At 73.1% G+C, this 11554-nt stretch carries 14 protein-coding genes and 2 tRNA genes; 9 read left to right on the top strand and 7 right to left on the bottom strand.

Features of this window, described 5'->3' with window-relative positions:
• Nucleotides 1-45: 45 nt before the first annotated feature.
• Nucleotides 46-708 (bottom strand): GNAT family N-acetyltransferase, encoded by a 663-nt coding sequence (locus GA0074704_RS09370; protein ID WP_172880481.1) that lies wholly within the window; start codon nucleotides 706-708, stop codon nucleotides 46-48.
• 70 nt (nucleotides 709-778) lie between these two features.
• The gene (locus tag GA0074704_RS09365) at nucleotides 779-1357 is read right to left on the bottom strand and encodes a DUF4396 domain-containing protein (RefSeq protein WP_088973563.1); all 579 of its coding nucleotides are present in this window, start codon (nucleotides 1355-1357) and stop codon (nucleotides 779-781) included.
• 238 nt (nucleotides 1358-1595) lie between these two features.
• On the opposite strand from GA0074704_RS09365, the gene GA0074704_RS09360 reads away from it, so the two are divergent.
• Nucleotides 1596-1787 (top strand): DNA repair protein, encoded by a 192-nt coding sequence (locus GA0074704_RS09360; protein WP_088973562.1) that lies wholly within the window; start codon nucleotides 1596-1598, stop codon nucleotides 1785-1787.
• Nucleotides 1788-1900: 113 nt separating this feature from the next.
• Nucleotides 1901-2419: a hypothetical protein gene (locus tag GA0074704_RS09355; RefSeq protein WP_088970134.1), complete on the top strand. Its 519-nt coding sequence runs from the start codon at nucleotides 1901-1903 to the stop codon at nucleotides 2417-2419.
• On the opposite strand, the gene GA0074704_RS09350 is transcribed toward GA0074704_RS09355, so the two are convergent.
• Together GA0074704_RS09350 and GA0074704_RS09345 are read right to left on the bottom strand one after the other, a co-directional pair.
• Nucleotides 2395-2952: a hypothetical protein gene (locus GA0074704_RS09350; RefSeq protein ID WP_088970133.1), complete on the bottom strand. Its 558-nt coding sequence runs from the start codon at nucleotides 2950-2952 to the stop codon at nucleotides 2395-2397. The genes GA0074704_RS09355 and GA0074704_RS09350 overlap by 25 nt on opposite strands.
• A gap of 96 nt (nucleotides 2953-3048) precedes the next feature.
• Nucleotides 3049-3780: a Clp protease N-terminal domain-containing protein gene (locus tag GA0074704_RS09345; protein WP_088970132.1), complete on the bottom strand. Its 732-nt coding sequence runs from the start codon at nucleotides 3778-3780 to the stop codon at nucleotides 3049-3051.
• 103 nt (nucleotides 3781-3883) lie between these two features.
• On the opposite strand from GA0074704_RS09345, the gene GA0074704_RS09340 reads away from it, so the two are divergent.
• The 6 genes from GA0074704_RS09340 (at nucleotide 3884) to GA0074704_RS09315 (ending at nucleotide 8746) form a co-directional block, all read left to right on the top strand.
• On the top strand, nucleotides 3884-4447 hold the full coding sequence (locus GA0074704_RS09340; RefSeq protein WP_088970131.1) for an RNA polymerase sigma factor: 564 nt from the start codon (nucleotides 3884-3886) through the stop codon (nucleotides 4445-4447).
• Nucleotides 4444-5520: a hypothetical protein gene (locus tag GA0074704_RS29035; protein ID WP_172880479.1), complete on the top strand. Its 1077-nt coding sequence runs from the start codon at nucleotides 4444-4446 to the stop codon at nucleotides 5518-5520. Before GA0074704_RS09340 ends, GA0074704_RS29035 begins: the two co-directional genes overlap by 4 nt.
• A gap of 95 nt (nucleotides 5521-5615) precedes the next feature.
• Nucleotides 5616-6653 carry a GNAT family N-acetyltransferase gene (locus GA0074704_RS28720; RefSeq protein ID WP_172880477.1) on the top strand — a complete coding sequence of 346 codons (1038 nt, stop codon included), beginning with the start codon at nucleotides 5616-5618 and terminating at the stop codon, nucleotides 6651-6653.
• Between the two features lie 149 nt (nucleotides 6654-6802).
• On the top strand, nucleotides 6803-6970 hold the full coding sequence (locus tag GA0074704_RS09325; protein WP_157743633.1) for a hypothetical protein: 168 nt from the start codon (nucleotides 6803-6805) through the stop codon (nucleotides 6968-6970).
• 121 nt (nucleotides 6971-7091) lie between these two features.
• Nucleotides 7092-7511, top strand: coding sequence for a YciI family protein (locus GA0074704_RS09320; RefSeq protein ID WP_088970129.1), 420 nt, complete (start codon nucleotides 7092-7094; stop codon nucleotides 7509-7511).
• Complete coding sequence (locus GA0074704_RS09315; protein ID WP_088970128.1) at nucleotides 7511-8746, top strand: RNA polymerase sigma factor; 1236 nt, start codon at nucleotides 7511-7513, stop codon at nucleotides 8744-8746. The genes GA0074704_RS09320 and GA0074704_RS09315 overlap by 1 nt, the downstream gene beginning before the upstream one ends.
• 115 nt (nucleotides 8747-8861) lie before the next feature.
• On the opposite strand, the gene GA0074704_RS09310 is transcribed toward GA0074704_RS09315, so the two are convergent.
• The 3 genes from GA0074704_RS09310 to GA0074704_RS09300 all read right to left on the bottom strand — a co-directional run bounded on the left by GA0074704_RS09310 (nucleotide 8862) and on the right by GA0074704_RS09300 (nucleotide 10006).
• Nucleotides 8862-8937, bottom strand: a tRNA-Lys gene (locus GA0074704_RS09310).
• A 58-nt stretch (nucleotides 8938-8995) separates the two neighbouring features.
• On the bottom strand, nucleotides 8996-9703 hold the full coding sequence (locus tag GA0074704_RS09305; protein ID WP_088970127.1) for a SanA/YdcF family protein: 708 nt from the start codon (nucleotides 9701-9703) through the stop codon (nucleotides 8996-8998).
• 227 nt (nucleotides 9704-9930) lie between these two features.
• Nucleotides 9931-10006: transfer RNA gene (locus tag GA0074704_RS09300), tRNA-Lys, on the bottom strand.
• A gap of 186 nt (nucleotides 10007-10192) precedes the next feature.
• Here GA0074704_RS09300 and GA0074704_RS09295 point away from each other — a divergent pair.
• Nucleotides 10193-11497, top strand: a complete 1305-nt coding sequence (locus GA0074704_RS09295; protein WP_088970126.1) for a L,D-transpeptidase — start codon at nucleotides 10193-10195, stop codon at nucleotides 11495-11497.
• Nucleotides 11498-11554: the final 57 nt, after the last annotated feature.

Genomic DNA, 11554 nt, shown 5'->3' with positions numbered 1-11554 from the left:
CCCGGCACCTACCCAGAGCCGTCGGCCGCCACACCCGGCCCCGGATCAGGGTGGGAAGACCCCGAACGACCGCCAGCCCCGGTCCGGGAAGCCGGCGGCCTCGGCGACCTCGGCGGAGGCCCGGTTGCCGGCGTCGTGCAGGTAGGTGGGGATCGCGCCCTCGTCGAGCACCCGGCGGGCGGCCTGCGCGACCAGTCGCCGGGCCAGTCCCCGCCCCCGGGCTGCCGGCACGGTGCCGACGGCCAGCTCGTGCCCGTGCGCGTCGTGCCGCTTGACGCCGGCCCCGGCCAGGTAGCCGCCGTCGGCGTCCCGGACCACCAGCACCTCCCGGTCGAACAGCCGCAGCCAGCGCGGGAGCCCGGGTTCGGTGGGCGCCAACCACTCCCCCACGTCGGGCAGCGGCGCGGGGGCCACGCACCAGCGGAACGACCCGTCGTGGGTCACCCACTCCGGGTGCGCCACCGCGGCGGGCAGGCCGGCGAGCAGCCGTTCCTCGCCCTGTCGGGCCAGGGCCCGGACCGCCTCGACCCGACCCGGTCCGACGGAGAGCACCACGCTGCCGGGGGCGCCGACGGCCAGTGCCGGCCGGAGTCGGCCGTCCCAGGCCGGCAGGTCACGGCGGCGGGACCGGACCACGTGCAGCCCCGGTCCGGCCGGCCACTGCCCGAGCCAGGTGGCCAGGTGCAGGTGGAGCCGCCGGTCCAGCACCTGGTCACCCCCGCTCGATCCACATCTCTCAAGATCAGGGTACGCCCGCGGCGCGCGGTCGACGCCCCGATCAGGCCCGGGAGCCGCCGTCGTGGTGGACGTGGCCCCCGTGGCTGTCCTGGCCGGCGTGGTTGTCCAGGCCGGCGCGGCTCTCCTGGCCCCCATGGTCGCCGTGGTCCGCGTGCCCACCGTGGTCCGCGTGCCCACCGTGGTACCGGTGCACCACGGCGTGACCGCGGCCCCGGGCGATCAGTGCCCGGTTGACCGGCACGGTGACCACGAACGCCACGGCGAGGGCGAGCAGCAGGCTCACCCAGAACAGCCAGTTGGTGAGGCCGGCGTCCATGGCGCCGGGGACGCCCAGCATGACGGCGTTGTCGGTCACCTCCATGACCAGGATGCTCACCGTGTCGGCGGCGAGCGCCACGCCGACGGCGGAGCGCAGCGGCAGGCCGGAGCGGAGCACCGGCCGGATGGTCAGCGCGTAGCCGAAGAGGAAGGCCAGCGCCACCGACAGCAGCACGGTGGCGAGGTTGTGCCAGCCGAGCGCGGTGCCGACGAGCATGCCGAGCACCTCGCCGATGGCGCAGCCGGTGAGGCAGTGCAGGGTGGCGGCGACGGCCAGTCGGGTGAGGTTCGGATTCTCCATGCCCGGCACGCTATACCCCTAGGGGGTATCCAGCAAAGCGATGTCGGTCACTCCCGAGCAGTTGCCGGACGACAACCGAAATAAGCTCGACTGTCGATTGGATCGCCGGTCACCCGGGTAGACGTACCGAACATCACCGATGCCTTCCCCGCGCCCGCGGCACGGGGAACCGGAGACATCGACGGTGCGTCATATCTATTTCCATACATGTACAACTTCCTTTGGGACGGTAATGGTCATGCCTAATCAGCCGAATGACCGGTACCAGCAGGACACCGACCGCGCCTGGGAGGCGGCGAGGAACGCCGCCGCGCGGTTCCCGGCCCAGCCGGCGTACCGGGAGGCCCGCTCGGGTGACTCGCCGTCCTGGGCCGAGCTGAACGCGCTGCCCGCCGGCACCTCCACCCGGCGCGGCCTCACCGCCCACTGACCCCGCACCGAAAGCGACGACACACCGCGGCGCTCCGCGCACGGCGTTCGCACACCTGTCGGGTAGCGTCTTCTGGTCCGAAATTTCGGCGTACGACGGGAGATGCTCCGCGCATGGGCAAGAAGACGATCCACGTCTCCGACTTCACCGGCACCGTGCTGGGGACCGACGACGAGGTGGTCAAGGTCGTCGTGCTGGAGCACCCCGACCTGGTGGCCGGGCCCGTGCAACTGGACGCCACCCCGATCGAGGTGGAGAGCATCGACGACGCCGCGCTGGACGTGGCCGTGGTGGAGATCCACGACCGGCACGGCGGCGGCGAGCCGCGTCGGGTGGTGCTCACCGCCAGCGAGTTCGACGCGATGGCCACCGACGTGCCGATGGCCCAGCTGCTGCGTACCGCCGAGCGGGTGAAGCCGCCGAAGGCCCGCCGGGCCGCCGAGAAGATCGACTACGGCACCATCGAGCACGCCGGCCGACCGCACCGGGGCCGGGTCACCGAGGAGGAGGCCCGGCTGGTGCGGGAGCAGCTCGACGAGGTGAACAAGCGCCTCGCCGACGCCGGCATCCGGCAGGTCGACCCGGCCGACCCGGAGCACGCCGCCCGCTACGGCTTCCCCACCGCCGACTGACCCTCGCCCCGGCGCCGCCGCCAGTACGCGTACGTGACGGCGGCGAGCAGCGGCGGCCAGGCCAGCTGCGGGGCGTAGCAGGCCGTCATCAGCGCGCCCGCCACGCCCTGCGGCGCGTCCGGGTCACCCATGTTCTCCGGGCCGTTCCAGACCGCCACCGTGGGTACGGCGAGCACGGTCAGCGCCAGCACCCCGAGCGCGGCCACGGTGACCGCTAACCCGACGGGAACCCGCCGGCCGCCCCACCGCGGCACCCAGCGGGGCAGCACCTCACCCCACGGCCGCACCAGCCCGAGGGTGAGCAGCGCCGCGGCCTCGGCGAGCGCGGTCAGGGCGATCACGTACGGGGTGATCCAGCCCGGGGCGTGGTAGAGCCGGGCCAGCTCCCCGGTGAACCCCATCGGGACACCCAGCCCCAACGCGATCCGCCACAGACCGGAGGGCAGCACCAGCCACGGTACGGCGCGCGCTGCCCACTCGGCCCAGCGCGGCACCGGCCGGGCGGTGCCGCTCGGGATACTGATCGTCGTCATCGTCGCGCTCCTGTCGGTGATGGTCCTTCCTGGACCGTGCCCGACGGGGGCGTCCACCTGATCGCCCGCGCGGGGGAGGCCGCTCCCCCACACCGGTCACTGCCCGATGGTGACCTGCTTCAGGGCGGCGGCGACCCACTCCTCGATCGACTCCTTGGTCAACCCGAGGCCGGTCAACGGGCCGTCACCGTTCTCCTCCTCGATCAGCGCGAGCAGGACGTGCTCCGTGCCGACGTAGTTGTGCCCGAGCCGCAGCGCCTCCCGGAACGTCAGCTCCAGGGCCTTCTTGCCGCGGGCGTCGTACGGGACGAGGTCCGGCACCTGCTCGGCGGCCTGCGGCAGCACGGCGGTGGCCGCGGCCCGGACGTCGTCCAGGGTGACGCCGGCGGCGACGATCGCCTTGACGGCCAGCGCGTCGGGCTCGGCGAGCAGGCCGAGGACCAGGTGTGCCGGGCCGATCTCGGGGTTGCCGGCGGTCCGGGCCTCCTCCTGCGAGGCGATCACCACGTTGCGGGCCCGGGGGGTGAAGCGCGCGAAGCCGGCGTTCGGGTCGAGGGCGGCGGCAGAGTCCGACTTGGCCGCGGACCGCTTCTGCGCGGCCTGCTTGCTCACCCCCATGCTCTTGCCGATCTCGGTCCAGGACGCGCCGGAGCGGCGGGCCTGGTCCACGAAGTGGCCGATCAGGTGGTCGGCGACGTCGCCGAGGTGCTCGGCCATCACCATCGCGTCGGCCAGTTGGTCGAGCGCGTCGGGACGCGCCTTCTTGATCCCGGCGATCAGGTCGTCGAGGCGGATGGGGTGACTCATCTGCTGCGAAGGTTCCGTCATTCGTCAACCATAGGTTGACGCTCTGCCGCCGTCAACCACAGGTTGACGAAATCCGCCGGCATCGGGCTGTCACGATGAACACCCGGCCGGACATGGGAGGGACGTGAGCGCCGGAATCGAGCACGAGGACCTCTTCCGCCAGGTCTACGCGGCCAACTTCGAGCGCATCCTGGTGTACGCCCTGCGCCGGGTCGCGCAGCCCGAGGACGCCGCCGACGTGGTCGCCGAGGTCTTCCTCGTCGCCTGGCGTCGCCGCGACATCCCGCCCGAACCCGAGACCCGGCTCTGGCTCTACGGGGTGGCCCGGCGGGTGCTGGCCAACCACCACCGCGGCACCCTGCGCCGGGAACGGCTCGGCGACCGGCTGCGGCACCGGCTGCGCGGCGGTCCGCCCGTCGACCCCGGCAGCCAGGTGCCGGACCGGCTCGCCGTCCGGTCGGCGCTGGCCCGCCTCGGCGAACTGGACCGCGAGGTGCTCATGCTGACCTTCTGGGAAGGACTGGAACCCCGCGAGATCGCCACGGTGCTGCGGGTGAGCCCCGCCGTGGTCCGTACGCGCCTGAGCCGGGCCCGGACCCGGCTGCGCGAAATTCTCCGTGACGAACCCGAGCCGGCCGGACATGCACTCGACGTCATGGCCGTACGCATCCCCGAGGAGGGCAGATGACCGACGAGCAGCTGGACCGGATGGTCCGAGACGCCGACCCGTACCGGCCGGAGGCCGTCCGGCACCTCGACGGGGCCGCACAGCACCTGCTGGAGGAGATCATGTCCACGCCGACCCTGGCCCCCGCCACCGAGCCACCGCAGCCCCGACCGGCCCGCCGCGGCCTCGTGAGCGGCCTGGCCGCCGCGGGCGTCGCCGCCGTACTGCTCACCGGCTTCGTCGCCGCCTCGGCCCTGCGGCCCGCGCCCCCGGCCGGCCACCAGGCCTCTCCGGTCACCACCTCGAAGGGGACGCAGCAGGTCGCCTACTCGGCGATGGCGCTCAAGGCCGCCGAGCAGAACCCCCGCCTGCTGATCGACCAGCCCGGCTGGAAGGCCACCACCGTCTACGGCTTCGCCGAGAAGCACGGCACGATCGGCTTCACCAACGGCGACCGGCAGGTCGAGATGAACTGGTACCCGGCCGAATATCACCAGGGCTACTACAAGGACCGGCTCAACGTCAGCAGGCCGGAGAAGGTCACCGTGGACGGTCAACCCGCCGACCTCTTCCGCTACGCCGGGAACGACTTCGCCGTCATCACGCGGCCCCGCGACGGTTCCTTCGTCGAACTGCGCGGCGGCGGGATGCGGCGGGCCGAGTTCGACCGGATGCTGGCCGCCGTTGTCCGCGTCGACGTCCGCACCTGGCTGGCCGCGATGCCCCCGGAGATCGTCACACCGGACCGGATCAAGGAGCGGGCGGCCACCGTCCTCGCCGACGTGCCGCTGCCCCCGGGCTTCGACGCCGCCGCGCTGAGCGAGCTCGGCGTCAACGACTCCTACCAGTTCGGCGCCCAGGTCGTCGCCCGGGTCGGCTGCGGCTGGATCGAGGAATGGCTGCGGGCCCGCAAGGCCGGCGACGACGCCGCCGCGAAGCGGGCCGTCGACGCGCTGCGCAGCAGCCACAAGTGGAAGGTGCTGCACGACATGAACGACGCCGGAGACTATCCCGAGGTGTTCTGGGAGTACGCCGACAAGGTGACCGCCGGAGACAAGCCAGCCGGCTACCGGGATGCACTCGGCTGCGTCTGAGGCAGCAGCAGCGCCGACCGGACCTCGGGCAGGGGTCCGGTCGGCGCGGGAAACCGGCTGGCGCCGACCGCGCCCACCGGCTAGAACCAGATCCCATGACGACAGACTCGACAGTGGATTCCGTACCCCGGCTGGTCGCCGGACGCCTGGTGCTGGAACCCCTGGACGGCCCGGCCGCCACCGCGGTCCGGGCCGGAGACCTCGCCGGCCTCACGGTCGCCGACGGGTGGCCGCACGACGACACCCTGGACGGCCTGGCCGGCATCGCGGACGGCCGTTCCTTCGGCTGGCTGGTCACCCTCGACGGCGTCGTGATCGGCGACTGCGGGGTGCACGGGCCGGCCGACGAGCACGGCGACATCGAGATCGGGTACGGACTGGCCGCCCCGCACCGCGGCCACGGCCACGGCACCGAGGTCGTCGCGGCGCTCACCCGGCACCTGCTGTCCCGCCCCGAGGTGCGCCGGGTCGTGGCCGGCACCGAGGCCGGCAACCGGCCCAGCCGGCGGGTGTTGGAGCGCGCCGGCTTCCAGCAGACCGGAACCGACGGCGACGAACTGCGGTACGCCACCGACACCGCCCCGCCGACCATCCTGTTGATCTCGGGCAGCACCCGGGCGGCGTCCACCAACTCGGCCGCCCTGCGGACCGTTGCCGCCGTCGCCCCCGACGGCATCCACACCCAGCTGTACGACGAGCTGGCCGCCCTGCCGGCGTTCAACCCCGACGACGACCGGGAGTCGGTGCAGCTGCCGCCGGCCGCAGCCCGGCTGCGGGCCCGCATCGAGGCCGCCGACGGCGTGCTGTTCTGCACCCCCGAGTACGCGGGCACCCTGCCCGGCAGCCTCAAGAACCTGCTCGACTGGACGGTGGGCGGCGGCCAGCTCGACGGCAAGCCGGTGGCCAGCCTGAACGTCGCGGCCCCGGGCCGGGGCGACGGGGCACAGGCCACCCTGCGGCTGGTCCTGGGCTACGTCGCCGCCGAGATCAGCGAGGCCGCGAGCGTCCGGCTGGTCGTGCCGCGCGACGCCGTGGGCGACGACGGCCTCGTCGTACGCCCCGAGCTGCGCGACGAGCTGCGCCGGGTGCTGACCGTCTTCGCCGACGAGCTGCGGGTACGGCAGCCGGCCTGAGCACGCTCTAGGGTCGACCCGTCACACCGTCCAGCAAACTCAGTCCATGGCAGGGGACCTTCATGTTCGGACACCGCCACGATCAACGCCCACCGCTGCAACGCGCCCTGGAAGCCGCCGGGTCCTTGAAACCGGGCAGCTGGGAGAGCGTGGAAGCCCTCGCCGTGCTTGCCATCGAGTGCAGGGGCACGCCGGACGCGGAGCACCTGTACCAGACCGCGTCCAACGCCGCGGCGCAGTTGAAGGCGGGCACGTACGACAGCGTCCGGGCGCTGGCGTGGCTCAACCGCGCCGGCCGGGAACTGCGCAGCGCCTGAGACTCGCACCCGACCGCGGCCCGGCGCGACATTCCTCCGGGGCGGTGTCGATCGGCGGGCTGCCCGTTCGACCTGAGGGTGCGAGGGTCGAGAGGCGACCCGGCCGGACGAGGAGAAGCAGATGTCGAAGTACATGCTGATCATGCGGGGCACCGACGAGTCGAACGCGGCGATGATGGCCGACATCGAGCGGTTGATGGCCGCGACGGGGGAGTTCATCGGGGACATGGTCAAGGCCGGTGTCCTGCTCGCCGCGGAGGGCCTGGACGACGCGAGCCGGGGCGTCGTGGTCGACTTCAGCGGTGAGGTCCCGGTGGTGACCGACGGGCCGTACGGCGAGACGAAGGAGCTGTTCGGGGGCTACTTCCTGCTCGACGTCGCCTCGAAGGAGGAGGAGGCGGTCGAGTGGGCCCGGCGGGTCCCGGCGGCTCCCGGATCGAAGATCGAGGTCCGGCGGGTGCTCGGGGATGACGAACTGCCGCAGGAACACGAGCGGGTCGCCACGGAAGACGCCGTCAGCCAGGGCTCCGGCCGAACCTGATGGGTCCGGCCGACGTCGAGGCGGTCTGGCGGATCGAGTCGGCGCGGATCGTCGCCGCGCTGACCCGGTTCACCGGCGATTTCGGGCTGGCCGAGGACGCCGCCCAGGAGGCGGTGGCCGAGGCGCTGGTGTCGTGGCCGCTGGTCGCACCGGCCAGTCCGGCCGGCTGGTTGATGGCCACGGCCCGGCGGCGGGCGATCGACATGATCCGCCGCCGGGCCGCGCTGCAGGACCGGTACGCACTGCTGGCGGCGGACGCGGCGAGCGACCCGGCGGTCGACGACGTCGACCCCGACCGGATCGACGACGACGTCCTGGCGCTGATGTTCGTCAGCTGCCACCCGGTGCTGTCCCGGGAGGCCCGGGTGGCGCTGACCCTGCGCGTGGTCGCCGGCCTGTCCAGTGCGGAGATCGCCCGCGCGTTCCTCGTGCCGGTGCCGACGGTGCAGGCCCGCATCACCCGGGGCAAGAAGACGATCGCGGCGGCCGGGGTGCCGTTCGCACTACCGGTGGCCGACGAGCGCCGGGAGCGGCTGGGCGGCGTGCTCAGCGTCCTCTACGTGATCTTCACCGAGGGGTCGACGGCCACCTCCGGTGACCGGCTGCTCCGCCCCGACCTGGCGTACGAGGCGGTCCGGCTGGCCCGCACGCTGGCCGCCCTGCTGCCCGACGAGCCGGAGGTGCACGGCCTGCTGGCCCTGTGCGAGCTGACGGCCGCGCGCTTCCCGGCCCGGACCGCACCGGACGGTTCGCCCATCCTGCTGACCGACCAGGACCGGCGCCGCTGGGACCACTCGGCGATCCGCCGAGGGCTGGCCGCGCTGGCCAGGGCGTCGAGGGGCGGCCTGGGCCCCTACGGGCTGCAGGCGGCGATCGCCGCCACCCACGCGTCCGCGTGCTCGGTCGAGACGACCGACTGGGACCGGATCGTGCTGCTCTACGAGGCGCTGGGCCGTGTCGCCCCCTCGCCCGTGGTCGAGCTCAACCGGGCCGTCGCCGTCGCCATGGCCTCGGGCCCGGCGCAGGCCCTGGCCATCGTCGACGAGCTGATCGCCCTGGACCGGCTCCCCGGCTCGCATCTGCTCCCGACCGTACGCGGGGAGCTGCTGGCCCGGCTCGGTCGGCGAGCGGAGGCGCGGGCCGAGCTGGAGCAGGCCACCCGGCTCTGCGCAAACCAACGCGAGCGGTCCGTTCTGGTGCGCAAGGTGACCGCGCTGGCCGACCCTTCCGACTGACCGGGAACGGCGGGTCGCGGCGCGATGAGGTCCCGTGCCAGGCGACCACCCACCAGCGACTCACGCGAAAAAGGCCCCGACCCGGTGTGAACCACCAGGTCAGGGCCCTGCTCGTTGGTGCGCCGCCAGGGACTCGAACCCCGAACCCGCGGATTAAGAGTCCGCTGCTCTGCCAGTTGAGCTAGCGGCGCTCATCGGCAACGGGGAGAAACGATAGCAGGCCCCCGGCCACCCCGCGAAGCGGGCACCTCAGCTCCGCAGGGCGTCCTCGACGCCGGTCTCGTGCCGGCCCAGGTGCACCGGGTCGCGCCCGGACAGCACGTCCCACGCCGCCTTGTCCGCGGCCCCGTACTCGCGCACCACGCCCCGGACCCACAACGGCGCGTACCGCCTGGCGGTCTCGTCGCCGACGCCGTTGGCCTCGACGCCGAGCGCCCGGCAGAGCGTCACCGCCCGGTCGAGGTGGAAGGACTGGGTGACCACGGTGGCCTGGCGTACCCCGAAGATCCGCCTGGCCCGGGCGCACGAGTCGTACGTGTCGAAGCCGGCGTGGTCGAGCACCACCTTGCGGTCGGGAACGCCCCGGTCGACCAGCCACCGGCGCATCGCGCCCGGCTCGTCGTAGCCCCAGTCCATGTGGTCGCCGGAGACGAGGATGGCGTGGACCTTGCCGGCGGCGAGCAGTTGCCGCGCGATCTCCAGCCGGGCGGCCAGGAACGCCGAGGGCTGCCCGCCGGGATCGATCTGCGCGCCCAGCACCAGCGCCACCGGCGCCTCGGGGACGTCCCCGACGGTGAAGGTGTGGCCGCTCGCGCCGGAGCGTACCCAGACCACGCTGCCGCCGGTGACCGCGCCGGCCAGCACGACGGCGAGCGAAGCGACCAGCAGGCCGCGCCGCAGCCAGCGGGCCCGGTTGGCGGCACGGATCCGGCTGAGCACCCGGCGAAGGACCGACATGGGCCCAGTATCGCGGCAGCGGCAAGGACGGTGGGTGACCCTCCACAGCCGACGCGCGGTCGGGCCCAGCCGGTTGTCCACCCGCGGGGTGGCCGGCTGGGACACCCTCACCGGCGGGCGGGGCACTGGGCCCACCGGCGGCACCCGGCGCCGGTCACGACACGACCGCTGGCGTACACGAGAAAGGCCCCGATCGGCAGGAACCGCCGAATCAGGGCCTCGCTTGTTGGTGCGCCGCCAGGGACTCGAACCCCGAACCCGCGGATTAAGAGTCCGCTGCTCTGCCAGTTGAGCTAGCGGCGCTCGTTGGCAACGGAGAGAAGATTAGCACGGGCTCGGAGCCTGGTTCCAACCGGTTCCCCACTCCCCCCTTCGGCTCGGATTATCCGGCAAAACCCCCGCAAAGACCCCGGCCGAAGGGCTACGGGACGGAAGCCGACGTCCGGGTACGGCACCATGTCCGCCAAGCGCGCGAGGACAGGGGTGGGGATGGGCAGGTTCACGCGGGCCAGGGCGATGGTGGGCGTCCTGGTCCTGGCGGCGTCACTGACGCTGACCGGATGCGGTGGGGATGACAAGCAGGCCGAGTTCGCCGGGGGGACGGGAGCGGCAGCCGAGGCGACGGCCGCGCCGCCGTCCGGTGCCCCAGGGTCGTCCGGCGACCCGGCGGCATCCGGCACTCCGACGCCGAGCGGGTCGGCGGCGCCGGCCCTGCGGGTCACGCCCGCGAACGGCGCGACCCGGCGCCCGATCAGCACGGAGATCAGCGCCAAGGCCCCGAGCGGCGGCGAACTCGGCGAGGTCACCCTGGTCGCCGCGAACGGCGACAAGGTGCCCGGCCGGTGGCGCGTCGACGGCTCGTCGTGGGTGCCGTCCACGCCGCTGAAGTACGCCACCCGCTACACCGCCACGGTCACCGGGACCGGCCCGGACGGCGCCGCGCGCCGGGGCACCAGCACCTTCACCACGATGGGGAAGCCGGGTTCCATGATCGGCTCGGGGCTCTACCTCGCCGACGGCCACACCTACGGCGTGGCGATGCCGGTGGTCGCCGAGTTCCACCCCGGTATCCCGGCCAAGGACCGCGCGGCGATGCAGCGGCGGATGTTCGTCCGCACCGATCCGCCGCAGCCCGGCGCCTGGCACTGGTTCTCCAACGGCACCCAGGCGTACTACCGGGCGCCGGAGTACTGGCGGCCCGGCACCACCATCGACGTGCGGATCGGGCTGGCCGGCGTGCCGCTGAGCAACGGCCGCCACGGCAACGTCGACCGTACGGCGACGGTGAAGATCGGCCGGGCCTTCGAGATGAAGGTGGACAACGCCACCAAGAAGATGACCGTGTACGAGGACGGCAAGGTGGTCCGCACCCTGCCGGTGAGCCTGGGCAAGAAGAGCACCCCCTCCTCCAGCGGCACCATGGTCGTGATGGAGAAGAAGGAGCACACCACCTTCGACACCCGCGACGAGCCGGACCCGGAGAACCAGTACGTCACCGAGATCGACTTCGCGCAGCGCCTCACCTGGGGCGGGGAGTACATCCACGCGGCGCCCTGGTCGGAGGGGCAGCAGGGCCGGCGCAACGTCTCGCACGGCTGCGTGAACGTCTCCATGGCGCACGGCCGCTGGCTGTTCGCGAACACCAAGGTCGGCGACCCGGTCACCGTACGCGGCACCGAGCGTCGCCTGGCGCACGGCAACGGCTGGACGGCGTGGAACCTGAGCTGGGCGGAGTTCGTCAAGGGCAGCGCGTTGCCGGTGCCGACCGGCGGGGCCGGTCCGGCCCTGCGCTGACCCTCAGGGCTACTCCACGCCAGGCAACCACTACTCAAAGTGATACATATGTCGGTA

This window comes from Micromonospora siamensis (assembly GCF_900090305.1).
Taxonomy (GTDB): domain Bacteria; phylum Actinomycetota; class Actinomycetes; order Mycobacteriales; family Micromonosporaceae; genus Micromonospora; species Micromonospora siamensis.
The sequence above is the reverse complement of the archived record's forward strand: the minus strand, read 5'-3'. Positions and strand labels throughout refer to the sequence as shown.